Raw genomic sequence first — 22,449 nt, 5'->3', positions numbered from 1 at the left:
CTAACCGGCGTCGGCCGCCACTCCCTGCTCCCGCTGCTGCCGGCGGGCGCGTACGGCCCGGGCGGCGGCCCAGCCCAGACCAGCCGCGCCAAGCGCCACCAGCACCGATTCGGGCCAGACTCCGAGCCGGGTCGCCGGGGTGAGCGAGGAGCGCAGCGGCACCTTCGCGACCAGCGCGTCCGGCGTGAACATCTTCGTCCTCTGGACGATCTTCCCGTCCGGCATGATGACCGCGCTGACCCCGCTGGTGACGGGAACAACGACGGACCGGCCGTGCTCGACAGCCCGCACCCGCGACATCGCCAACTGCTGGTACGTCATCTCGCTGCGCCCGAAGGTCGCGTTGTTGCTGGGTACGGAGATGAGCTGGGCGCCGTGCGTGACGGTGTCCCGCGCCGCGTCGTCGAACGCCGCCTCGAAGCAGGTGACCAGCCCGACCTTGGTGCCCGCCAGGTCGAACACACCCACTTTGTGCCCCGGCCCGAAGTCCCGGCTCACCCGGTCGACGTTCGAGTTGAAGACGCGCACCACGGACCGCATCGGGATGTACTCGCCGAACGGCTGGACATGGCGCTTGTCGTAGGTGTCGACGGGGCCCCGCGCGGGGTCCCACTCGATCAGAGTGTTGCGGAGCTTGCCCGTCTCGGGGGTGACCACGGCGCCGACGACGGTCGGCACGCCGATCGCCTTGACCGCCTGGTCGATGACCAGCCGGGCGTCACCGTTGCGGTACGGGTCGAGGTCGGAGGAGTTCTCCGGCCACAGCACGAAGTCCGGCTTGGCCACCTTGCCCGCCTTCACATCCTCGGCGAGCTGCTCGGTACGGCCGGCGTGGTTGTCCAGGACCGCGCGGCGCTGGGAGTTGAAGTCGAGCCCCAGCCGCGGCACATTGCCCTGGATCGCGGCGACGGTCGCGGTGCCGTCCTCGGCGGAGTCGTCGACGAGCGGAAGGGCGGCGAGTGCCGCCGTGACGGGAACGAGCACGCTCAGCAGCGCGGCGGCCGCGGGACTCCGCGGCAGCTCACCGGTACGCCGGTATTTCAGGACCCGGCGGACACTCTCGTACAGGCCGAAGCCGCACAGGGCCACCGCGAAACTGAGCAGCGGCGTCCCGCCCACCGCCGCGAGCGGCAGGAAGACGCCGTCCGCCTGCCCGAAGGCGATCTTGCCCCAGGGGAAGCCGCCGAAGGGCACACGCGCGCGTGCGGCCTCGCCGACGATCCACGCGGCAGCGCCCCACACCGGCCACGCGGGCAGCCGGGTGACCGCGGCGATGCCCATGCAGGCGAGGGCGACGAACACCGCTTCCAGTGCGGCCAGCGCCACCCACGGGACCGCACCGACTTCCTCGCCCGTCCAGGTGAGCAGCGGCAGCAGGAAGCCGAGGCCGGTGAGGTAGCCGAGACCGAACGCCGACCGCAGCCGGCGTCCGTACAGCGCCCAGCCGAGCAGGGCGAACGCGGGCAGCGCCAGCCACCACAGGGGGCGTGGCGGGAAGCTCGCGAAGAGCAGCACACCGGACAGCGCAGCGGCACCGGCTCTCGCCAGCCGCCGCAGCAGAGGCGGCCGGCCGGCAGCAGGGGCGGGCTGGGGGGCGGCGAGGGTGGTGACGGCGGCGCTCACCTGCCGGAGTCTACGGCGGTGGGCTGTGCCTTTGGCAGTCCGGTCCGCGTCAACCCGGCATCGGCCGCCGCGGCGTTCCTGCGCAATCCATCCACAAACCCCTGTCTCTCCCGTTACCGTGTGCGCCAGTCCCTGCCACCCGACCCGGTTCGGCTGCTGCGGCAGGGCCCGTCACAGGTCGGGGGGTCGGCGGGATGGCTGCACCGGACGGCCGGTCAGCGGCGCGGGAGCGCGGCCGCGCTCCCGACGTGATCGGCGTCGTCGTCCTGAGCGCCTGCGCCGTGTGGTCGCTGATCAGCGCGGCCGGGCGTGAGGCCCGGCCCGAGGGTGTGCTGCTCGCCGTGTTCGCCATCGCCGCGGGTTACGCCTGCGGCCGCATCTGCGGCACGCTGCTGCCGGTTGCCACGGCCTCGGCCGCCGCACTCGCCGCGCTGGGTCTGGCGATCGCCTCGCGCCAGGGCATGCCCGGCGCGACCGCGGGCACGGCGACGCAGCCGGGGCACACGGGCGCGGCCGCCGCGCTCCTGGTTCTCTCGGCGGGCGCCGCCTGCTGCGCCGCCTCCGCCGCCCGTCCGCTGCCTCTTCGCCTCGCGCTTCGGCTGCTGGCTCTCGCGGTCGCCTGCACCGCGCTGGCGCTCGGGTCCGTCGCCGGGTTCGCGGCCGCTCTCGGCGTACTGCTCTGCTCGCTCGCCGCGGTCCGGATGCGCCGGCCGGCACTGGGTCTCGCGGGCCTCGCGCTGGCCACCGCCCTGGTGGTCACCGCGTCCTGGGGTGTGGCCGAGGACGCTCTGCCGGAGGGGCTCACGGCATCCCTGGAGGGCCAGCTGACCCACAACCGGGTAGCTCTGTGGCAGGACGCGCTCGCTCTCGCCGAGGACGACCCGCTACGGGGCGCGGGCCCCGGACGTTTCGGCGAGCTCAGCGCCACCGCTCAGCAGTCGCTGGGCTCGGACGGCAAACCGCACTCGGCCACCCTGCAGCAGGCCGCTGAGCAGGGAGTGGTGGGAGTGGCCTTGCTCGGGGCGGCATTCGGCTGGCTGCTCTACGGTCTGGGGCGCTCGCCCCGCTCCAGCCCGGTCGTACTGAGCGCCGGCGCCGCGCTGACGGCGCTGGCGGTCCTGGCGAGCGTCGGCAACGCGCTGAGCTTCACCCCGGTCACGGCGGGCGCGGGGCTGCTCGCGGGGCTGGCGACGGCCCGTGCCGCGGGCGAGGGGTCCATGGGGCTCCGGGCACACGCCCCCAGGCACACAGACGCAGACGAGGGCGCCGCGGCGGACAGCCGCATGGTGTAGCGGTGCCGGGAGGTCAGGCCCCGGCCGGCTTGCCGATTGCCGCGCGCCGCAGCCGGTCGCGGATGACCCGTACGGCGGCTTCAGCGTCGTCCACGGTCACGGTGAAGGTCACGCCGTCGCCCAGTCGGACGACCAGTCCCTCACCGCGCCGTACGACCACGGCGGTGCCCATCTCCGGGCGCCAGCGGTAGCCCCAGCCGCCCCAGTGCCGTGGGTTGACCGTGGGTGCGAATTCGGCGCCCACCACATGGGCCAGGGGGATACGGCGGCGTGGCACGCCCAGATGGCCGCAGCGCACTTCGAGGGTGTCGCTGTCGACCTTGACGGCCACATGGACGAACGCGAGGGTCCCGAAGAGCATCAGCAGACCTGCCGCCACACAGCCGATCACGGCCATCAGCAACGGTGCGATGCCCGACGCCCAGGAGGAGTCGACAGCCAGCTCGATGCCGAGCGCCAGACAGGCACCGCCCGCCGCCGCGAGCACCCACTGGATACGGTTGGTCGCACGGCCGGTCCAGACCTCGGGCAGGGGCTCAGTGGCAGGCCCCTCGTCACGGGAGTGGTCCCTCATGGCAAGCAGAGTACTGACGATCCGCCCACCCGGCACGGTCTCCGCCGCACCGGTCACACGGTCCGGGCGTACGAAAAGGGCGTCCGGAACGGGCGTACGAAACGGGCGTACGGCGACGGCGCGGTCCGGCGTGGCACGGGTCAGTGGGCAGGGCTGACGGCCTGGAGCAGGCGGCCTTCCGCGTAGCCGAGGGCCTTGTCGGACAGTGTGGACTCGCGTCCGCTGAGCAGCACCGTGAGGCGGCTGTTCGCTGCCGCCCCGGAGCCCGGCAGTGTCCCGATGCGGCGCAGCGCCTGCGCGGCGACCGCCCCGGCCGAGCCGTGGAGCACCACCGGCGGAAGACCCGGCGGCTGTAGGGCCGCCCGGATGCGTTCCGCGACCAGCTCGTAATGGGTGCAGCCTAGGACGACGGTCCTTACATCGCGGGGCGTGAGGGCGGCGGCTGCGGCCACTGCACGGTCGATGGCGCTCTCGTCCGCCTGCTCGACGGCGTCCGCGAGACCGGGGCAGGGCACTTCGGTGACGGCGACCGAGCCAGCGAAGTCCCGGATGAGGCCGCGCTGGTAGGGGCTGCCGGTGGTGGCGGGCGTGGCCCAGATGGCTATGGGGCCGCCGCCGGCCGATGCCGGCTTGATCGCGGGGACCGTGCCGATGACCGCGAGCCCGGGTTCCAGCTCCGCACGCAGAGCGGGCAGAGCGTGCACCGAGGCGGTGTTGCAGGCGACGATCAGCGCGTCGGGGCCGTGCGTGGCGGCCGCGCGGGCCACGGCGAGCGCGCGCTCGACGATACCGTCCGGCGTACGCGGACCCCAGGGCATGCCGTCGGGGTCGGAGGAGAGGACGAGATCCGCGTCGGGCCGCAGCCGACGTACCGCGGCGGCCGTCGGGAGCAGGCCGATTCCGGAGTCCATGAGCGCGATCTTCACCCGGTCACCATAGTCGACCGCCCTTGCGGCACCGGCGGGGTGGGGCAGACTGCGGCGAATGAGTGTCCTTGCCTGGATCGCCGTCGGATCGCTGGCCGCCTGGGGATGGCTGCTGCTCGGGCAGGGCTTCTTCTGGCGTACGGACCAGCGGTTGCCCCGGCGCGAGGCTCCGCCGGACTGGCCGGATGTCGCCGTCGTGGTGCCCGCCAGGGACGAGGCGGAGGTGCTGCCGGTCAGCCTGCCGTCGCTGCTGGCGCAGGACTACCCCGGCCGGGCGGAGATCGTTCTCGTCGACGACGGCAGCACCGACGGCACGGGGGAACTCGCCCGTGCGCTGTCCGGGCGGTACGGCGGGCTGCCGCTGCGAGTGGTTCGTCCCGGCGAGCCGGAGCCCGGCTGGACCGGGAAGCTCTGGGCGCTGCGGCACGGAATCGAGCTGGCATCGGCCCGTGAGCCCGAGTATCTGCTGCTGACCGATGCCGATATCGCGCACAAGCCGGACAGCCTGCGCGAGTTGGTGGCCGCCGCCCGTACCCACAACCTCGACCTCGTCTCGCAGATGGCACGACTGCGGGTCGCGAGCGCGTGGGAGCGGCTGGTGGTGCCGGCCTTCGTCTACTTCTTCTCGCAGCTCTACCCCTTCCGGTGGGTCAACCGGCCGGAGGCGCGCACGGCGGCCGCGGCCGGCGGCTGTGTGCTGCTGCGGGCGGAGACCGCCGAGCGGGCGGGAGTACCCGATGCGATCCGGCAGGCGGTGATCGACGATGTGTCGCTGGCGCGTGCGGTGCAGCGCGCCGGAGGCAGCCTCTGGCTGGGGCTGGCGGAGCGGGTGGACAGTGTGCGGCCGTATCCGCGGCTGGCGGACCTGTGGCGGATGGTGTCGCGCAGCGCGTACGCACAGCTGCGGCACAGTCCCCTGCTGCTCGGCGGGACGGTGGTGGGGCTCGCGCTGGTCTACCTCGCGCCGCCCGTCACCCTGTGCGCCGGTGTGGCCGCCCATGATGCGGCCGCCGGCTGGGCCGGGGGGCTGGCGTGGGCGGTGATGACGGGGACGTATCTGCCGATGCTGCGCCATTACCGGCAGCCGCTGCTGCTCGCACCCCTGCTGCCGTTCACCGCGCTGCTCTATCTGCTGATGACCGTCGATTCGGCGGTGCAGCACTACCGCGGACGGGGCGCGGCGTGGAAGGGGCGTACGTACGCCCGTCCTCAGGCCGCGCCCGACCGCTGACTGCCCTGCGCTCCCCCGACTCACGCCTCGGGACCGCGTCCCGGGCATCGGTTCGCGCCCATCAGTTCCCGCGCATCAGTGCGGGCGCATCACGTCCGGCGCATCATCACGGTCCGGCGTATCACTTCCTGCCCGGCGTCCAGTTCATGCCCCAGCCGTAGGTGTAGTCCATGGTGCGCTGCGGGCTGACGCCGCGCTCGGGGACCAGAAAACGGGCCTCGCGCTGGACCACCAGGTCGGATCCGGTGTTGGTGATCAGCGCGAGCGAGCAGACGGTCGAGGGCACGGTGCATTCGCCGAGCGAGAAGTCGATGGCGGCACCGTGCTGCGGCTGGAGGGTGACCGTCGCGTCCAGGTCGGCGAAGCTGCGGGCGCCTTGGTAGATGGTCACGAAGATGACGACGCGGCGCAGGTCGTTCGTGTGGTCGAGGTTGATGGTGAGGTTCTCGCCGGACGTGCCGCCGGTGCGGTCGTCGCCGTCGAGGTGGATGTACGGGGGCTGATGGAGTGCGCCGAAGGCGTTGCCGAGGGCCTGGACGACGCCCTTGCGGCCGTCGGTGAGTTCGTAGAGCGCGCACAGGTCGAGGTCGAGATCGGCGTGCATGGCGACGGCACGGCCGAGTTTGGCGCCCCACCCCTGGAACTGCTTGCGCACCTGCCAGCTGAGGTTGACGCGCATGGCGCCGGAGGTGCCGCCCTGCTTGGTCAGGGAGACGGAGGGGGTCTCCTTCGTCAGCGTCACCTTGGTCAGGCGCACGGGAGCCGAAGGAGCGGCAGCGGGCGGGGGCGGCGCCGAGGCCGTCGGGGCGGCCGGGGCCGCAGCTGCGGGCTGCGGCGGGGCGGCGGGGTGCGCCGGGGCCGCGGCGGGCACCGGCGTGGCCGGCTCGTCGACCGTGATGCCGAAGTCCGTCGCCAGACCCTCCAGTCCGGTGCTGTAGCCCTGCCCCACCGCCCGGAACTTCCAGGCATCCTGCCGCCGGTAGAGCTCACCGAGGACGAAAGCAGTCTCAACCGTCGCGTCCTGGCTGTCGTACCGCGCGATCTCCGCACCTGAGTCCGCGTCGAGCACCCTGATGTACAGCCCGGGCACCTGCCCGAAGCTGCCGGCGCCGGCCGAGGCCGCCAGCACGATCGTCTCGATCGCGGGCTCCACGCGCGCGAGGTCGACCGCGACCAGGTCCGTCACACCCTGCGCGCCGGTCTGCTTCCCTTCGTGGCGTACCGCGCCGGAGGCATGCGCCGGCTGGTTGTAGAAGACGAAGTCCGCGTCGGACCGGACCTTGCCCGACGCGAGGAGAAGTGCCGAGGCGTCGACATCCGGCACCCCGGGGCCCGAACGCCATCCCAATTCGACGCGCACCTGCTGCGCCGGCACCGGACTATTGGCTCCTTTAAGCATGGACATGCTCGCCCCCATCGCGAGTCGGGGTGCTGGAAGGCTCCCTGTGCGGTCAACCTATTCCCCCCGGCACACCGGACGCCCGGGGGGACCCGCCGGTAACCCTTCGGTAACCCGCTCTCAGCTCGGCCTTTACACGATCTGAACGTTTCGCGGCGACCGTTTTTCCCAGGTTCGCTCGCATTGGGGATCCGCAGTCACTCGTGCCCGCGGAAACAACCCTCTTATCGGACTCCCCAACCGGCACATCGTGGGCTTAACTTATGTGCCATGAGCTCCCCCCGCGCCACCTACGGCGGCGGTTACTACTCCGCGCCGGCGTTCCCCGACACCCCGATCTACGACTCCTTGGTCGCGGAGCGGGGCACGCCTCAGATCGCCCCGATCCGAGTGCCTTCCGCGTACGACACCGGCGGCTACACCGCCAACAGCTATCTGCCGGCGCTCCCCGCGGCCATGCCCGCCCTCCCGGCGGGTCCCTCCCAGCCCAGTCCCGCCTACGGCTACCCGCAGCCGATGCAGCAGCCGATGCAGCACACGCCCGCGCCGTACGTCCCCCAGCAGTCCTCGGTTCCACGTGGCTACCCGGGACCTCATCCCCAGGCCCAGCAGCAGCGTCCCGTTGCCACCGGCTACGAGGCGATGCGTCCCGCGGCGGCCCGCCCCGCGCCGGCGCCCGCTTCCTACGAAGACCCGTACAACCGCCCGTACCAGGGCCGGGGGTACTGACCGGAAGGATGTCGGTGGCGACTGGCACCATGGCGTTATGCCGAAGCCAGTTCTTCACTCCGTCCATGTCCACCCGGTCAAATCGGTGGCTGGGTGCGCGCCCGGCGAGGCGGCTGTCGAGCCGTGGGGCCTTGCCGGCGACCGTCGGTGGACGCTCATCGACTCCTCGGCCAAGGTGGTCACGCAACGCCAGCAGCCGCGGCTGGCGTTGGCCTGTGCCGAGCCGTTGCCGGACGGCGGAATCCGGCTGACGGCGCCCGGTCATGAACCGCTGACCGTCGCCGTCCCCGAGCCGGTGGGCACGATCTCGACGGACGTCTTCGGGGACAAGGTCGAGGCGGTCCCCGTCGGCAGACCCGTGAACGCCTGGTTCAGCGACTACCTCGGCGCGGAGGTACAGCTGGTCCACCTCGACGACCCGGCGCACCGGCGTCCCCTCGATCCTGCGTACGCCCGCAGCGGGGAGACGGTCAACTTCGGCGACTCGTCTCCGTTGCTCGTCACCACCCTCTCCTCGCTCGACGCACTCAACTCCCTCATCGCACAGGGCGACCACGCCGACGAGGGCCCCCTGCCCATGTCCCGGTTCCGGCCGAACGTCGTCGTGGGTGGCGTCGCCCCCTGGGCGGAGGACGAATGGCGGCGGATCTCGATCGGCGAAGCCGTCTTCCGGGTGATGAAACCCTGTGGCCGCTGCGTCGTCACCACCACCGACCAGCGCACTGCCGAGCGAGGCAAGGAGCCTTTGCGTACGCTTGCCCGTCACCGCCGCATCGGGGACAGGCTGGCATTCGGCGTATTGCTCGTGCCGGAGCGGACCGGCATCATCCGGGTCTCGGACGCTGTCACCGTCGTCGATTGATCCCGTCGGCGCGTGCCGCTACCGGCCCCGCTCCCCGGCCGGGGAACCCGGTGCGCCACCAGTCGCGTTGGACAGACCGCGGGGTGAGGCGCTCAATGGAGGGGGTGACGTTCCTCTCTCTTCGTGCCACCCGCGCTTGTGCCGTGCCGTACACGGCTATGACGGACGCGGAAGGGGGTGCAGGACCGTGCGAGCAGTTGCAGGAATCTGGCGCTGGCGGCACAATCCCCTGCGCCGTACGACCGATCTCCTCGAGGCATGGGTGGCGCTGGCCGCCGCAGTGCTTGTCTTCTGCGGCGCTCCGGCCGTCGGCTGGGTCACCGGGTCGCTGACCGACGAGTCCCTGCGGCAGTCGGCACGCATCCAGCGCCAGCAACGCGTGGCGACCATCGCCACCGTGGTGCGCCACGCCCCGGGGCCGGAGTCGGGCGCGTACGACTCCGAGTCCACCTCCACGCAAGGGAAACGACTGCGGGTCGTGGCGAACTGGACGGCCGCCGACGGCAGTCGGCACACCGGAACCGTCTCCACCGTGCTGCAGTCCGCGCGCGCCGGTGACAGCTTCACACTCTGGACCGACAGGTCGGGCCGGATCGTCAACCGGCCGCTGGACGAGACGACCGCCCAGGTGCACGCGGTGCTCGCGGGGTTCGGCGCCGCGCTCATGTCCGCCTGGTTCATCGAATGCGCCAGACGGCTGGCCGTATGGCACCTCGTACGGCGAAGGTACGCAGACCTGGACCGGGCGTGGGCCAAGGCGGGGCCCGACTGGGGCCGTACGGGCGCGGGAAGCTGACCCGCCGCGCCACCATGCCCGTTCACCGGGCTCGTCATTGACCGGTCCATTGACCGGGGCGTCGACCGGTTCACCGGGCGGCCGGCTCACCGGGCGGATGAGCGATCAGCGTTTCCGTCAGGCCACCGTCAAGCGTCTCATCAGGTAACCCGTCACGTCTCGTCAACTCACGCTCTCCGCGCGCGCTACGGTGGTGCGACTCCCTCGGGGGTAAGGGGGCGTCCCTCTCAGAGACGCGGCCGGAGCAGAACCGAACGAGGTGGGGGCAGAACAGCACCATGGCACAGGGCACGGTCCAGGTGACGCACACCGGCACCTCGCGGTGGCGGCGCCGCACAGGCGAGTACCCCTCTCTCGCCGCAGCCCTGGAGGCCGCAGGGGACGGCGACATCCTCACCATCGGCCCCGGGACGTACCGCGAGAACCTCGTCGTCCAGCGGGCGGTCACCCTGCGCGGTCCTGAGGGTGCGGTCGGTTCGGTGCGCATCGCGCCCGCGGACGGCGTACCGATCACCGTGCGCGCCTCCGCCACCGTCCAGGACCTTCATGTGGAGGGGCAGGACACGGCCGCCCCGGCGCTCCTGGTGGAGGACGGCACGCCCGAACTGATCGACCTGCGGATCGTCACCCGCTCCGCGGCCGGTCTCGAGGTACGCGGTGCGGCCCGGCCCACCGTCCGCCGCTGTACCGTCGACAATCCGGCCGGCGTCGGCATCGGTGTACTGGACGGCGCGGGCGGGGTGTTCGAGGAGTGCGAGGTGGTCGCGGCTGGACAGTCGGGCATCTCCGTGCGCGGCGGTGCGCATCCGCGGCTGGAGCGCTGCCGGGTGCACCACGCCTCGGGCGCGGGCCTGACCGTCACCGGCGAGGGCAGCGCGCTGGAGGCCATCGGCTGCGAGGTGTACGAGATCAAGGGCACCGGCATCCAGATCGCCTCGCGCGCTGCCGCCCATCTCACGGACTCCACCGTGCACCGCACGTCGGGGGACGGCATCACACTCGACACCGACGCCGTGCTCACGCTCTCCGACTGCGACATCCATGACATCCCCGAGAACGCGATCGATCTGCGTTCCCGGTCCGTGCTGACGCTCACCCGCTCCACGGTCCGCCGCTTCGGGCGCAACGGTCTGTCCGTCTGGGACCCGGGCACGCGGGTGGACGCCAACCAGTGCGAGATCCATGACAGTACGGGCGACTACCCGGCCGTCTGGGTCAGTGACGGTGCGACGGCCGTCCTCGACTCGTGCCGTGTCCACGACGTGCCGGACGCGATCTTCGTCCTCGACCGCGGTTCACGTGCCGATGTCGTCGACAGTGACCTCTCCCAGGTCCGCAACACGGCGGTGTCGGTGAGCGACGGCGCGACCGCTCAGCTCGACGACTGCCGGATCCGGGAGGCGTCCACCGGCGCCTGGTTCCGCGACCACGGCAGCGGCGGCACACTGAACGGCTGCACCATCGACGCGGCGCAGACCGGCGTGATCGTCACCAAGGGCGCGGATCCGCTGATCGAGCGCTGCACGGTCACCTCGCCCGCGGAAGCCGGTTTCTATGTGTCGGCGCAGGGCCGCGGCACTTTCCGCGGCTGCCGGGTCACGGGCAGCGGCGCCTACGGCTTCCATGTGATGGACGGCTGCCGTACGACGCTGAGCCGGTGCCGTACGGAACGGTGTGCCCGCGGCGGCTACGAGCTCGGGGAGAACGACGGGCCCGTCGTCGAGGACTGCACCAGTGACGAGAGCGGCGTACGGCCCACGACGGAGCAGCCCGCGGCCGTGCTGACCGCGACCCAGACCGCCGGGCTGCTCTCCGCGGTCCCCGGTCAGCGAGCCCCCGAGACACCGCCGGACGAACCCGTACGCGCCTCCGTCGCCGTCCTCGGTGAACTGGACGCGCTGGTCGGCCTGGACAGCGTCAAGCGCGAGGTCCGCACGCTCACCAACATGATCGAGGTGGGCAGGCGCCGTCAGGAGGCCGGGCTGAAGGCGGCCTCCGTCCGCCGCCATCTGGTGTTCACCGGCTCCCCCGGCACCGGCAAGACAACCGTGGCGCGGCTGTACGGCGAGATTCTGGCCTCGCTCGGGGTGCTGGAGCGCGGACATCTCGTCGAAGTCTCCCGGGTCGACCTGGTCGGCGAGCACATCGGCTCCACCGCGATCCGTACCCAGGAGGCGTTCGACCGGGCGCGCGGCGGGGTGCTCTTCATCGACGAGGCGTACGCCCTGTCCCCCGAGGACTCCGGGCGGGACTTCGGCAAGGAGGCCATCGACACACTGGTGAAGCTGATGGAGGACCACCGGGAGGCGGTCGTGGTGATCGTCGCCGGGTACACCGCCGAAATGGAGCGCTTCCTCTCCGTCAACCCCGGTGTGGCATCCCGTTTCTCACGGACCATCACCTTCAGCGACTACGTCCCCGAAGAGCTGCTGCGGATCGTGGAACAGCAGGCCGAGGAGCATGAGTACCGGCTGGGAACGGGCACCGGCGAGGCGCTGCTGAAGTACTTCACGGCGCTGCCCAAGGGGCCCGCGTTCGGCAACGGCCGCACCGCGCGGCAGACGTTCGAGTCGATGGTGGAGCGGCATGCGGGCCGGGTCGCCGAGCTCACCGAGGCGAACACCGACGACCTGACCCTGCTCTACCCGGACGATCTGCCCGAACTGCCCTGAGACTGCCGGGGAACGGCCGGTGAGAGCCGGTCGAGCAGCTTCCCGCGCTCCGTGGCGAAGTGCGGGTCGGCCTGGTACTCGGAGTGCCCGAGGATCGGTTCGGGCAGTGGGTAGCGCTCCGAACGGCCGTACACCACCGGGTCCTTGAGGGCGTCCAGGTCCACTGCGGGGTGGTCGCCCTCCGCGGGGACCAGCACCGGCCCGCCAATCGGGTCGGTGTGCCGCCAGAGATTGCGCCAGCAGTGCACTTCACTGCGGAGCTCGCGCAACGCGACAGGACCGAAGTAGGCGGGGAACCAGCGGCCGTACAGCCGCTCCAGCGGGGATCCGTACGTCAGCAGCGCCACCCGGCGCCGGGTGGCGGCGGGCAGCTGCCAGACGGCGGCCGCGGCGAGCACACTGCCCTGCGAGTGGCCGGAGATGACGAGCCGTCCGCCGGTCCGGCCGGTCCAGGTGCACATCCGCCAGGTGAGGTCGGGGACCGCGCGCTCGGCGTAGCACGGGGGCGCGAAGGGGTGTGCCGCGCGCGGCCAGAAGGTGCCGACGTCCCAGAGGATGCCGATGGTGCGCCGGGCGGAGGCGTCGCGGTAGGCGCGGCGGCCCATGGTGACGAACAGTATGAATCCGAAGCCGATCAGCCAGGAACCCAGCGCCTGTGCGCTCTCGGCGGCCGACTCGACGAAGGGGTGGCTGTTCCCGAACGCCTTGCCGGGCACTTCGCCGCTCGCCCAGGCCCCGGCGACGGCGCCCGCGCCCAGTAGCAGGGTGGCGCCGGAGACGATGCCGACGATCCGCGGGGCGGTGTCGGTGAGTGCGGCCCGTGCCCGGGTGCCTGCTATCCGCCGGGTGCGGACGGCGTCCGGGCGGCCCTCGTCGTAGTCCGCCTCGACCGGGCGGGCGAGGCGGCGGGCCGCCGACCAGGTCCGTAAGGCGAGGACGACGACCGGGACGAGCAGTACGAGCAGCAGGACCGGGATGACCGAGGCCTGCCAGCTGAGCAGTACCGGAGGTCCGGGGATGGAGCCCTCCCCGTCCATACCGGGGGTGCCGGGGCCGTCCAGCCAGTCGCCCACGCGCTGGGCGATGCCTCCGGTCATCACTCCGCCCAGGGCGCAGGCGAGCGTCGCGACGGCGGGCCCGCCCATTCCGTGCATGACGGTACGGGGGTGACGCGCCCGGCGGTGGAGGATCCGCGCGGCGACGGCCAGGGCGACGACCAGGGCGCCCTGGGCGAGGGCGATGACACGGAAGGTCACGTCGCCGGGGAGGGTGGCGCCGGAGACCCAGCCGGGGCGGGACCAGGAGGCGTACAGCATCGACAGGCCGAGCAGGGCGAGCGCGGCGCCGGGCAGATAGCGGACTGCGGCGCGGTCGAGCCGCGCGTCCATCCGCTTCTCGCTGCGCCCGCGGCGGAAGACCACCCACAGCACAGCAAGCGATGCCGCGGCGAGAGTTGCCTCCAGCAGCACGCCGGTGAGCTCCATCAGCGGGCCGCCGGCGCCGCGGTCGTGGCGGGCCGCGGCGCCGGTGACCGCCGCGGCGACGGTCAGGAACCCGGCGGCCGTGTGCGCGGCCCGCAGCCGGGCGACGAGCCGCCGGCCGTACCAGAAGCCCGGCCTGCCCAGTGCGGGCCGGACGACCGTCGTGGACGGCCTGGGCTCCTCACCGTTGCCGTCCTCCTCCGCGTCGTCCTCGTCCTCCTCCGCGTCCTCTCCGGTCGGCGGCCGCTGGGATTCGTACGCGCTCCAGGTGCGGTGGGAGAGGTACCAGAGCAGGCCCACCAGCGCGGCCGGCACCACGGCGGCGAGTGCCAGGCGCCTGCCCGGCTGTGACCACCAGCCGCCCTGGGCACTCGACAGGAAGCCGAGCCAGGACCTCTCCCGGGCGCACTCGGGCGATCCCGCGCACTGCCAGGCCAGGAGGTCCAGCGCGACCTCGCAGGCCGCGGCGGTCAGCAGCACGGTGAGACTGAGCGCGACGAGCCGCACCAGCACCCCGTACAGCCGAGTGGTCCCTCTGCGGCCCTTGGCCCTCGGGCGCATCCAGTGCGCGAGGTTGACCACCATGAAGGGGAGCAGCAGCAGCCACAGGGCCCGTGCGCCGTTCCCCGACGTGAGGTTGGACCAGCAGTACGCCTCCGGAATGGGCCGGTCCGCGTGCTGATCGGGGCGGAGCTCCGCTTCGACGTCTTCGGTGCGCCGGTACACGGCGGCCTTCTCGTCGCCGGTGACCCGGACCGTACGGGGGTCGCCGAGCATGTCCTGCGGGGTGGCGCCGCCGACGCCGTGGACCAGCAGCTCGAGCGCGGGTCCTCCGCTCTGCGGCACTGGAGTGGCAGGGGACACTTCTGGGACTCGCTCTCTCGATGGGAGGATCGATCAGTGCGCGGCCGTGCCAAGGTTCGTGACCAGAATCCCGGACCATGGCAGTTCGGCGCACGGCTCTCACGGAATCTCCCCGAGCCCGGTCGGCGGGGCCCGTGCGAGGATGAGAAACCTTGGCCATGGGTGGTGTACGACGAGATGGAAGGACCGGCCCCGGCAGTGAGCGACAACCAGAACCTGCTCGCGGAGCAGCGGCGTGCCCTGATCCTCGACGAGGTGCGCCGGCGCGGTGGGGTGCGGGTCAATGAACTCACCCGCAAGCTCAATGTCTCCGACATGACGGTGCGCCGGGATCTGGACGCCCTGGCCCGGCAGGGGGTCATCGAGAAGGTCCACGGCGGCGCGGTGCCGGTGGTCGAGGCGAGCACGCACGAGCCGGGGTTCGAGGCCAAGTCGGCACTTGAGCTGAGCGCCAAGGAGGACATCGCGCGGGCGGCGGCGCAGCTGGCGGTGCCCGGCACGGCGATCGCGCTCTCCGGTGGCACCACGACCTATGCCCTGGCGCACCACTTGCTGGACGTACCGGATCTGACGGTGGTCACCAACTCGGTGCGCGTCGCGGATGTCTTCCATGCGGCGCAGCGGGCCGGCGCGGCCGGGAACCATCGTCCCGGCGCGGCCACGGTGGTCCTCACCGGAGGGGTGCGTACGCCCTCCGACTCGCTGGTGGGGCCGGTGGCCGATCAGGCGATCCGTTCGCTCCACTTCGATGTGCTTTTCCTCGGGGTGCACGGGATCTCGGTGGAGGCGGGGCTCTCGACGCCGAATCTGGCGGAGGCCGAGACGAACCGCCGTTTTGTGCAGGCCGCGCGCCGGGTGGTGGTGATCGCGGACCACACCAAGTGGGGGACGGTTGGCCTGAGTTCGTTCGCGCGGCTGGAAGAGGTCGACACGCTGGTGACGGACGCGGGGCTGTCGGCCGCGGCGCGTGCGGAGATGGGTGAGCATCTGCCGGGACTGGTGGTGGCGGGCGGACCCGGGGCGGACGGCGGGCCCGAGACCACCGGCCGGCCCGGCGCCACCGCTGGGCAGAACGCGCACGGCGGACAGGGTGCGCACGGCGGACAGGACGCGCAGGCTGAGGTGGACGCGCACGGTGGGCACCATGCGCAGGGCGGGCACAGCCGGCAGGGCGGCTGACACGGGTGACCGCGTTCCGGATTTCGCGGGCCGTCACGCTGCCGGCCGAGCAGGTCTGGCAGCGGGTCACCGACTGGCCCGCGCACGCCACCGGGGTGCCCCTGACGGCGATCTCGGTTCTGACGCCGCCGCCCGCGGGCGTGGGCACGCTGTTCCTCGCCCGTACCGGAATTGGCCCCGCCGGCTTCGACGATCCGATGGAGGTCGTCCGCTGGGAGCCGCCCGAGGGTGACCGGGCCGGACGCTGCCGTCTGGAGAAGCGCGGCCGTGTGATCACGGGCTGGGCCGAGATCGAGGTGCAGCCGCAGGGTTCGGGCGCCGTGGTGGTCTGGGTCGAGGAGCTGCGGATCCGTCTGCTGCCGCGGCTGTTCGACCCGGTGGTCGTCCGGGTGGGCCGGCTGGTGTTCGCCCGCGCCCTGGACGGCTTGCTCAAGGGCCCGGGGCAGGAGCCGATGAAACAGTAGGCGGGGGCGGACATCTGACGACGCGCCAGTTATGGTGTGCGGGCTCCGTCCCACCCCCCATCCGCTGGAGGTACGGTCCATGGCACGCCGACTCCGCCCCGTGGAACTCGACTTCGCCGAGTCCGCCCCGCTGCGTCTGGTCTTCTCGGCCGAGGTCACCGCCCCGCCACGGGCGGTGTACCGGGCGCTCGCCGAGGATGTCGCGAACTGGCCCTCCTGGTTCACCGCCGTCACGGCGGCCAGGCCCACCGGCGAGGGTGCGGGCCGCGAGGTCAGGCTCAAAGGCGGCACCTTCTTCGCCGAGACGATCATGGCGACGGAGCCGTACGAGCGCTACGCGTACCGTGTGGACGACACCAACGCCCCCGGCCTGCGTGCCCTGTTGGAGGAGTGGCGGCTCACGCCCACCACGAGGGGCACCCGGGTGCAGTGGACGTTCGCGGCGGACGGCCCCGTTGTGCTGCGGATCGCCCTGCGGCTGGGCCGGGCGGGCCTGGGCAGCTCGTTCCGGGGAGCGATGCGCAACCTGGACCGCAGGCTGACCCGGTCCGCCGCGCAGCAATGATTGCCGTCAATGACCGCCGTAACGATTCGCCGGCAGAAGGAACAGGTTCAGGATCAGGATGATCCGGGCCAGACACCGGTGGCGAGGAACTGCTCGATCGTCGCCGCGTACGGCGCGATCTTCAGGCCCTGCTCCGCCAGCCAGGTATCGGAGTAGTACTTGTCGAGGTAGCGGTCGCCCGGGTCGCAGAGCAAGGTGACCACACTGCCCGTCTGCCCCTGTTCCACCATCTCGGCGACGATCTTCAAGGCGCTCCACAGTCCGGTGCCTGTGGAGCCGCCCGCCTTGCGGCCAATGGCCGCTTCCAGTGCGCGTACCGCGGCGATGCTCGCCGCGTCGGGCACCTTCATCATCCGGTCGATGGCGCCGGGCACGAAGCTCGGCTCCATGCGTGGTCGGCCGATGCCCTCGATGCGGGAGCTGCAGTCACTGCTGGCGAAGGCGTCGTGGCGGGTCCAGCCGTCGAAGAAACAGGAGTTCTCCGGGTCGGGGACACAGATACGGGTGTCGTGCTGCATGTAGTGGACGTAGCGGGCGATGGTCGCCGAGGTACCGCCGGTGCCGGCCGTCGCGACGATCCAGGCGGGCTCCGGATAGCGCTCCAGCCTCAGCTGCTGGTATATCGATTCCGCGATGTTGTTGTTGCCGCGCCAGTCGGTGGCCCGCTCCGCATAGGTGAACTGGTCCATGTAGTGGCCGCCGGTCCGCTCGGCGAGCGCGGCCGACTCCTCGTACATCTTGCGCGGGTCGTCCACGAAGTGGCACTGCCCGCCGTGGAATTCGATCAGCCGGCATTTCTCGGCGCTCGTGGTGCGCGGCATCACGGCGATGAACGGGACACCGATCAGCTTGGCGAAGTACGCCTCCGAGACGGCCGTGGAACCGCTGGATGCCTCGATGACCGGCCTGCCGGGGCGGATCCAGCCGTTGCACAGGCCGTAGAGGAAGAGCGAGCGGGCAAGACGGTGCTTGAGGCTTCCTGTCGGATGGGTGGACTCGTCCTTGAGGTAGAGATCGATACCCCACTCGTCGGGCAGCGGGAATCTCAGCAGATGGGTGTCGGCCGAGCGGTTGGCATCGGCCTGCACCTTGCGTACGGCTTCTTTCAGCCACATCCGGTACGCCGAATCGCTGCGGTCCACATCGACGGTCGCGATCGCCTCGCCCGCCACAGACTGCTCACTGGTATTCATACGCGCCGTTCCTCGTCCTGCCGAAGTCCTGTCGACCGCGGTCCTCTCTCTCAACAGTAGGCACCTCACCTGCATAAACGTTCACTTTGGGGATCCATAGGAGTCGCTTGTGGGGCCGCGACTCCCGCACGTACTGGTGCATGCGGCCATAGTTGTGCAGACTGCCAGCAGGTATCAGTGCGAAGGGGGCAGAGGCACGATGGGGATGGCAGAGACCGAATTCAGCGCTACCGGCGTGCGGATCGAGCGGTGGCCACGCTCGCTCACCAGGGCCGGGCAAGTGCTGATCAAGGACGGCAGGCTGGCACTCCTGACCAGCTACGGCCGGGTGATCGAGAGTGCGCCCGTGCGCGCGGTCAGGGCGGGCAAGCCCTGGTTCGCCGGCGACGACAGCACGGTGGCGACACTCAACGGCAGGCGATACCGGCTGACCATGGGGCAGCGCACCCACCGGCCGGAGAGCCGGGCACTCGCCGGGCGCTTCCTGGAGGCGGTGCGGGGCGCGGGCGGCACCAGGGACTGAGAGTACCTGCCCGGGTGCTGCGAGTTGCGGGACCGTACCGAGTGGTTCACGCTGGTCTCACATCACTCAGGGTTCACCGGCGGTCACGCTGTGATCCAGCCCGCCGGTCACATCAGCAGCCAGCCAACTGCTGGATCCGATCTCCGTCTTCTTCCGGACCTCATTCGGGGAGTCGCAGCCGTGATCAGTCAGCCAAGCAGGCACTGCACGGTGGAGCTCCAGGCCCTGCCGTCGCGGATCGGTCAGGTCCGCAGAATCATCTCGGCGCAATTGCGCTACTGGCATCTCGATCCTCTGATCGACCAGGCCGCGCTCGGCGTCACCGAGTTGCTGACCAATGTCCACCGGCATGCCGAGCCGGACAAACTGTGCACCGTGGAGATCGAGCTGCTGCTCGACCGGCTCACGGTCTCGGTCCATGACCACGACCCGCGTCTGCCGACCGTGCGGGACGCCGACATATCCGCCACCTCCGGGCGCGGGCTCGCGCTGATCGCGGCGGTGAGCGAGAGCTGGGGCGTACGGCCGCAGGGCGAGAAGGGCAAGGTCGTCTGGTTCTCGCTCTGCGCACCGTCGCCCGCAGTGGCCCTGCCGCCGTATCCGGTGGCGTACAGGCCGGCGACCGACGGATCCTTCGCGGGTAAGCAGGACGGGACGCGCCACCACGCCATCACCCGGTCGGCCGTTGCCGGGTGACCGGGCAGGCGGCTCGCGGGCGGGCGCCGCGCGGGTGGGCTCGTCACCCGACCGGCCCAGTGCCCTACTCGGCGGCTACGGCGCGCAGCACGTCCAGGCGCGGGGCGCGGGCCACCGGCCCGCGATAGCCACACGCACCATGGCGCGCAGCTGCGTCCCGCAGACCTTCGTCCTGTGGACCATCACGTCGTCGACAACACGGGCGGCATGACAGGGCAGAGTCGCCGCGGTGGCGGTCATGCAGCACCGTCGTTGGTGATGCGGCCGAACTGCTCGTCCAGGACGGACAGTCGGCGCCAGTACTCTTCCTCGTCGATCTCGCCCGACGCGAAGCGGCGGCCGAGCACCGCAATCGGCGAGCTCTCGCCATAGGTCACGCGGGTGCGCTGCCGCGGTCCGCGGTGGCCGCGCCAGATGCCGGTGCGGCGCAGGACGGTGACGACGCCGACGATGACGGCCGCCCAGATCAACGGGAAGAGAAGAATCCACGGGCCGGGCCCGTCTGCGTACGCCAGGGTGTTCATCGTTCTCAGCTCCTCGATGGCGTTGGTGGTGCCGGTTCCTTGTCGCTCTCGAGACTCCCGCCGACGGGGGGCGAAGTCGTCGTACGGCCAGCGGCAGTGCGCGTACCACCCGGGGAGTACACGGGGCCTGCGCGACTGCTCCCGACCTGTCCGGCCCGGTTCTTGTAATAGCTACGGCCAGGGTGGCGTGTAGCGCCGTGTAACCGCCGTAGACCACGCTTCCCGGCCCGAGTTCTTCGAGGCGGAGGCCCGGTATCCGGAGTCCGCTCAAGATGCGCAGCCCCGGTGCCTGCTCCGCGCAACTCGCGGAGCAGGCGGTGCTCGCCCCGGCATGACCGTGGCCTGACACGTCTCCGCACCTGGTTTGTTCAGCAGGCAGGCGGTGTCCAGGCCGCTTCGGCCGCCTGTGCAGTGGGGTGCCTGGAAGAGGCCTCTTCCAGGCCGACAATGCGGAAGATGCGGCTGACGCGGCTGACGCGGTCGGGCACCGCAGTCCGAATGACGGTCGCGTCGGCTGCCAGCGCCTGATTGCGGGTGGCGATCAGGACGCTGATGCCGGGTGGAATCGCAGAAGGTCAGCCGGGCAAGGTCGACGACGAGCTGCTGGCCCGGATGGAGAGCGAGACCGGGCAGCAGTGCACGCACCTGCGGTGCGCTGTGATGGTCCAGTGCCCCGCCAGCTCGATGACTGGCCCGGCGGGGGTGGTACGGGCGTGAACGGTCAGTTCGTGGGTCACTTCGGCTCTTCACGGGTAGATCGGGGCACGTTGAGGGCCAGGACAGCGGTGTCGTCGTCCACGCCGGTGCCGAAGGTGTCGAGCAGGTCCCGGATCGCGGCCACGGCGTCGCGGGCGGTGGTGGGTGCCAACGCCTGTGCGAACTCCAGTAGGGCGTCGTCGCCGTAGCGGCCGCCGGCGCCGGCGGAATGGGCTTCGGTGAGGCCATCGGTGTACAGGAGCAGAGTGTCGCCGTGGTCGAGGCGGACGGTGGTGGTGGCGATGTGGGCGTCGGGCAGGGCGCCGATGAGCTGGCCGCCGGGGGTGGGCAGGTAGCCGGCCTGGCCGCCGGCGCGCATGAGCAGGGCTGGGGGGTGGCCGCCGGCGGCCAGGGTGACCCGGAATCCGCCCTCGTCGCCGTCGGGGGTGAGCAGGCCGAAAATGACGGTGCAAAACCGCGGGTCATGGCCATTGTTCTCGTGATTCAAAACCGTGTTGAGGTTGGCGAGAACGGCTGCCGGATCCGGGTTGTACACGGCAGCGGCGCGCAGTGTGTAGCGGGCCAGGGAGGTGACGGCCGCGGCGGCCGCGCCCTTGCCGCACACGTCGCCCAGGAAGAAGCCCCAGGTGCCGGAGGCGAGGGGGAACAGGTCGTAGAAGTCGCCGCCCACCTCCTCGGTGGAGGCGATGTGGTAGTGCGCGGCGACGTCCAGGCCGGGCACGCTCGCCAGGGCGGGCGGCAGCAGAGTCTTTTGCAGCGTCTCGTTCAGGCGCTTGAGGCGTTCACGTTCCCGTTCTGATTCCTGGCGGGCGCGCAGCAGCTCGGTCTCGTAGGCGCGGCGGTCGCGGGCGTCGAAGACGGTGGTGCGGATCAGCAGTGGCTGCCCGTCACCGCCCGTGCGGACGGTGGAGGTCACCAGGACTGGCAGACGGCTGCCGTCGGCCTTCTTGAGTTCCAAGGCGATACCGCTGATCTCGCCCTGCATGCGCAGCAGCGGCGCGAAGTGGGTCTCGTGGTAGAGGCGGCCGCCGACGGTGAGCAGGTCGGAGAACGTCCTGCGGCCCACCAGGTCGCCCCGGCCGTAGCCGAGCCAGTCCAACAGGGTCGTGTTGACCTTCGCGATCCGACCGTCGAGGAGGGTGGAGAGGTAGCCGCACGGCGCGTGCTCGTACAGGTCCTCCGCGCTGTCCTCCAGCAGCGCCGAGAACACCACCTGGTCGTCACCGGGGCGCCCCTCGGAAGCCGCGCCCTCGCTGTTCTCGCTGTCGTTGGTCTTGCACATCATCGGCCTGCTCCGGCGAAGGCCACGATCGCGGCAGCGGTCTCCTCCGGTGCGGCGAGCTGAGGGCAGTGCCCGGTCGCGTTCAGCGTGACCAGCTGGCTGCCGGGAATCTGCGACTGCACGAAATCACCCACTTCCGGCGGTGCGATCGCATCACTGGAACACTGCGCGACCAGGGCGGGAACCGTCACCTGCGCGAGATCCCGGCGGTTGTCGGACAGGAAGGTCACGCGGGCGAAGACCCGGGCGATGTCCGGATCGGTGCGGCAGAAGCTGTTGGTCAGCTCCTCCCCCAGTTCCGGACGCTCAGGATTGCCCATGATCACCGGGGCCATGGCGCCCGACCAGCCTAGATAGTTCGCATCCAGCGACTCCAGCAGCTCATCGATGTCCTCGGCGCTGAACCCGCCCCGGTAACCGGCGTCCGGATCGTCGATGAAACACGGTGACGGGGCCAGCAGTACCAGGCCGGCGAACGCCTCCGGCTCCCGCGCGGCGGCCAGAACGCCCATCATCGCGCTCACGGAGTGCCCTACGAACGTCACCGGGCCGAGCGCCAGCTCACGGCAGATCTCCAGCACGTCCTCGGCATATCCGCCCAGCGAGGAGTAGCGCTCCTTGCTCCACGCCGACAGATCGGAACGTCCCGCGCCCACGTGGTCGAAGAGCACCACGGTGAAGTCACGCTCCAGCAGCGGCACCACGAGCCGCCACATGTTCTGGTCGCACCCGAAGCCGTGCGCCAGCATCACCACCGGGCCGCCGGACCGCCCGGTCACCGTCACGTGATTCCTGCTCCGCACATCCATGCGACAATCCTCGCAGACAGAACTTTCCCCCCGGACTCACTTCCCCGC

General features: G+C 71.3%; 21 protein-coding genes. 12 read left to right on the top strand and 9 right to left on the bottom strand.

The window, feature by feature from the left end; all coding sequences use genetic code 11:
- Positions 1-1,623, bottom strand: a complete 1,623-nt coding sequence (lnt, locus tag OG883_RS35880; RefSeq protein ID WP_266550678.1) for an apolipoprotein N-acyltransferase — start codon at positions 1,621-1,623, stop codon at positions 1-3.
- A gap of 194 nt (positions 1,624-1,817) precedes the next feature.
- Between lnt and OG883_RS35875 the strand changes: the two genes are divergently transcribed.
- Complete coding sequence (locus OG883_RS35875) at positions 1,818-2,915, top strand: O-antigen ligase (protein ID WP_266550669.1); 1,098 nt, start codon at positions 1,818-1,820, stop codon at positions 2,913-2,915.
- A gap of 13 nt (positions 2,916-2,928) precedes the next feature.
- On the opposite strand, the gene OG883_RS35870 is transcribed toward OG883_RS35875, so the two are convergent.
- Together OG883_RS35870 and OG883_RS35865 are read right to left on the bottom strand one after the other, a co-directional pair.
- A complete protein-coding gene (locus tag OG883_RS35870; protein WP_266550657.1) occupies positions 2,929-3,489 on the bottom strand; it encodes a hypothetical protein in 561 nt (186 codons plus the stop codon).
- Between the two features lie 140 nt (positions 3,490-3,629).
- Positions 3,630-4,415 (bottom strand): glutamate racemase, encoded by a 786-nt coding sequence (locus OG883_RS35865; RefSeq protein ID WP_266550655.1) that lies wholly within the window; start codon positions 4,413-4,415, stop codon positions 3,630-3,632.
- Positions 4,416-4,473: 58 nt separating this feature from the next.
- Here OG883_RS35865 and OG883_RS35860 point away from each other — a divergent pair, with 58 nt between their 5' ends.
- Entirely contained in the window at positions 4,474-5,646 is a 1,173-nt protein-coding gene (locus OG883_RS35860) for a glycosyltransferase (protein WP_266550652.1), read from the top strand.
- Positions 5,647-5,767: 121 nt separating this feature from the next.
- Here the strand turns inward: OG883_RS35860 and OG883_RS35855 are convergent, their stop codons facing one another.
- Complete coding sequence (locus OG883_RS35855; protein WP_266550649.1) at positions 5,768-7,051, bottom strand: TerD family protein; 1,284 nt, start codon at positions 7,049-7,051, stop codon at positions 5,768-5,770.
- A gap of 264 nt (positions 7,052-7,315) precedes the next feature.
- Between OG883_RS35855 and OG883_RS35850 the strand changes: the two genes are divergently transcribed.
- From OG883_RS35850 to OG883_RS35835, 4 genes are all read left to right on the top strand, one after another.
- The gene (locus OG883_RS35850) at positions 7,316-7,774 is read left to right on the top strand and encodes a DUF6643 family protein (protein ID WP_266550646.1); all 459 of its coding nucleotides are present in this window, start codon (positions 7,316-7,318) and stop codon (positions 7,772-7,774) included.
- A 37-nt stretch (positions 7,775-7,811) separates the two neighbouring features.
- Positions 7,812-8,636 carry an MOSC domain-containing protein gene (locus OG883_RS35845; protein WP_266550643.1) on the top strand — a complete coding sequence of 275 codons (825 nt, stop codon included), beginning with the start codon at positions 7,812-7,814 and terminating at the stop codon, positions 8,634-8,636.
- Between the two features lie 187 nt (positions 8,637-8,823).
- Positions 8,824-9,432, top strand: coding sequence for a hypothetical protein (locus OG883_RS35840; protein WP_266550640.1), 609 nt, complete (start codon positions 8,824-8,826; stop codon positions 9,430-9,432).
- 278 nt (positions 9,433-9,710) lie between these two features.
- Positions 9,711-12,104: a right-handed parallel beta-helix repeat-containing protein gene (locus OG883_RS35835; protein WP_266550638.1), complete on the top strand. Its 2,394-nt coding sequence runs from the start codon at positions 9,711-9,713 to the stop codon at positions 12,102-12,104.
- Here the strand turns inward: OG883_RS35835 and OG883_RS35830 are convergent.
- Positions 12,074-14,449: a hypothetical protein gene (locus tag OG883_RS35830; RefSeq protein ID WP_266550636.1), complete on the bottom strand. Its 2,376-nt coding sequence runs from the start codon at positions 14,447-14,449 to the stop codon at positions 12,074-12,076. The two genes, OG883_RS35835 and OG883_RS35830, sit on opposite strands and share 31 nt — an antisense overlap.
- A gap of 177 nt (positions 14,450-14,626) precedes the next feature.
- Between OG883_RS35830 and OG883_RS35825 the strand changes: the two genes are divergently transcribed.
- The 3 genes from OG883_RS35825 to OG883_RS35815 all read left to right on the top strand — a co-directional run bounded on the left by OG883_RS35825 (position 14,627) and on the right by OG883_RS35815 (position 16,657).
- Positions 14,627-15,628: a DeoR/GlpR family DNA-binding transcription regulator gene (locus tag OG883_RS35825; protein ID WP_323181075.1), complete on the top strand. Its 1,002-nt coding sequence runs from the start codon at positions 14,627-14,629 to the stop codon at positions 15,626-15,628.
- A gap of 5 nt (positions 15,629-15,633) precedes the next feature.
- A complete protein-coding gene (locus tag OG883_RS35820; protein WP_266550633.1) occupies positions 15,634-16,092 on the top strand; it encodes an SRPBCC family protein in 459 nt (152 codons plus the stop codon).
- A 79-nt stretch (positions 16,093-16,171) separates the two neighbouring features.
- On the top strand, positions 16,172-16,657 hold the full coding sequence (locus OG883_RS35815; RefSeq protein WP_266550630.1) for an SRPBCC family protein: 486 nt from the start codon (positions 16,172-16,174) through the stop codon (positions 16,655-16,657).
- Between the two features lie 53 nt (positions 16,658-16,710).
- Here the strand turns inward: OG883_RS35815 and OG883_RS35810 are convergent, their stop codons facing one another.
- The gene (locus OG883_RS35810) at positions 16,711-17,850 is read right to left on the bottom strand and encodes a PLP-dependent cysteine synthase family protein (protein ID WP_323181033.1); all 1,140 of its coding nucleotides are present in this window, start codon (positions 17,848-17,850) and stop codon (positions 16,711-16,713) included.
- 199 nt (positions 17,851-18,049) lie between these two features.
- Between OG883_RS35810 and OG883_RS35805 the strand changes: the two genes are divergently transcribed.
- On the top strand, positions 18,050-18,373 hold the full coding sequence (locus OG883_RS35805) for a hypothetical protein (protein WP_266550627.1): 324 nt from the start codon (positions 18,050-18,052) through the stop codon (positions 18,371-18,373).
- Between the two features lie 180 nt (positions 18,374-18,553).
- Positions 18,554-19,069 (top strand): ATP-binding protein, encoded by a 516-nt coding sequence (locus OG883_RS35800; RefSeq protein WP_266550624.1) that lies wholly within the window; start codon positions 18,554-18,556, stop codon positions 19,067-19,069.
- Between the two features lie 236 nt (positions 19,070-19,305).
- Here the strand turns inward: OG883_RS35800 and OG883_RS35795 are convergent, their stop codons facing one another.
- The gene (locus OG883_RS35795) at positions 19,306-19,593 is read right to left on the bottom strand and encodes an SHOCT domain-containing protein (RefSeq protein WP_266550621.1); all 288 of its coding nucleotides are present in this window, start codon (positions 19,591-19,593) and stop codon (positions 19,306-19,308) included.
- Between the two features lie 552 nt (positions 19,594-20,145).
- Between OG883_RS35795 and OG883_RS46865 the strand changes: the two genes are divergently transcribed.
- A complete protein-coding gene (locus OG883_RS46865; protein ID WP_323181032.1) occupies positions 20,146-20,310 on the top strand; it encodes a hypothetical protein in 165 nt (54 codons plus the stop codon).
- Between the two features lie 16 nt (positions 20,311-20,326).
- On the opposite strand, the gene OG883_RS35785 is transcribed toward OG883_RS46865, so the two are convergent.
- A complete protein-coding gene (locus tag OG883_RS35785) occupies positions 20,327-21,592 on the bottom strand; it encodes a SpoIIE family protein phosphatase (RefSeq protein WP_266553117.1) in 1,266 nt (421 codons plus the stop codon).
- Positions 21,592-22,401, bottom strand: coding sequence for an alpha/beta fold hydrolase (locus OG883_RS35780; RefSeq protein WP_266550618.1), 810 nt, complete (start codon positions 22,399-22,401; stop codon positions 21,592-21,594). The genes OG883_RS35785 and OG883_RS35780 overlap by 1 nt, the downstream gene beginning before the upstream one ends.
- Between the last annotated feature and the right edge of the window lie 48 nt (positions 22,402-22,449).

This window comes from Streptomyces sp. NBC_01142, from assembly GCF_026341125.1.
Lineage (GTDB): Bacteria > Actinomycetota > Actinomycetes > Streptomycetales > Streptomycetaceae > Streptomyces.
The sequence above is the reverse complement of the archived record's forward strand: the minus strand, read 5'-3'. Positions and strand labels throughout refer to the sequence as shown.

What these genes read in the sequence shown, in the direction of transcription:
- OG883_RS35870 (WP_266550657.1), bottom strand. Translation starts at nt 3,489, where the DNA reads ATGAGGGACCACTCCCGTGACGAGGGGCCTGCCACTGAGCCCCTGCCC.
- OG883_RS35780 (WP_266550618.1), bottom strand. Translation starts at nt 22,401, where the DNA reads ATGGATGTGCGGAGCAGGAATCACGTGACGGTGACCGGGCGGTCCGGC.
- OG883_RS35805 (WP_266550627.1), top strand. Translation starts at nt 18,050, where the DNA reads ATGGGGATGGCAGAGACCGAATTCAGCGCTACCGGCGTGCGGATCGAG.
- OG883_RS35815 (WP_266550630.1), top strand. Translation starts at nt 16,172, where the DNA reads ATGGCACGCCGACTCCGCCCCGTGGAACTCGACTTCGCCGAGTCCGCC.
- OG883_RS35835 (WP_266550638.1), top strand. Translation starts at nt 9,711, where the DNA reads ATGGCACAGGGCACGGTCCAGGTGACGCACACCGGCACCTCGCGGTGG.
- OG883_RS35875 (WP_266550669.1), top strand. Translation starts at nt 1,818, where the DNA reads ATGGCTGCACCGGACGGCCGGTCAGCGGCGCGGGAGCGCGGCCGCGCT.
- OG883_RS46865 (WP_323181032.1), top strand. Translation starts at nt 20,146, where the DNA reads ATGCCGGGTGGAATCGCAGAAGGTCAGCCGGGCAAGGTCGACGACGAG.
- OG883_RS35785 (WP_266553117.1), bottom strand. Translation starts at nt 21,592, where the DNA reads ATGTGCAAGACCAACGACAGCGAGAACAGCGAGGGCGCGGCTTCCGAG.
- OG883_RS35810 (WP_323181033.1), bottom strand. Translation starts at nt 17,850, where the DNA reads ATGAATACCAGTGAGCAGTCTGTGGCGGGCGAGGCGATCGCGACCGTC.
- OG883_RS35850 (WP_266550646.1), top strand. Translation starts at nt 7,316, where the DNA reads ATGAGCTCCCCCCGCGCCACCTACGGCGGCGGTTACTACTCCGCGCCG.
- OG883_RS35795 (WP_266550621.1), bottom strand. Translation starts at nt 19,593, where the DNA reads ATGAACACCCTGGCGTACGCAGACGGGCCCGGCCCGTGGATTCTTCTC.
- OG883_RS35825 (WP_323181075.1), top strand. Translation starts at nt 14,627, where the DNA reads ATGGAAGGACCGGCCCCGGCAGTGAGCGACAACCAGAACCTGCTCGCG.
- OG883_RS35845 (WP_266550643.1), top strand. Translation starts at nt 7,812, where the DNA reads ATGCCGAAGCCAGTTCTTCACTCCGTCCATGTCCACCCGGTCAAATCG.
- OG883_RS35860 (WP_266550652.1), top strand. Translation starts at nt 4,474, where the DNA reads ATGAGTGTCCTTGCCTGGATCGCCGTCGGATCGCTGGCCGCCTGGGGA.
- OG883_RS35855 (WP_266550649.1), bottom strand. Translation starts at nt 7,051, where the DNA reads ATGTCCATGCTTAAAGGAGCCAATAGTCCGGTGCCGGCGCAGCAGGTG.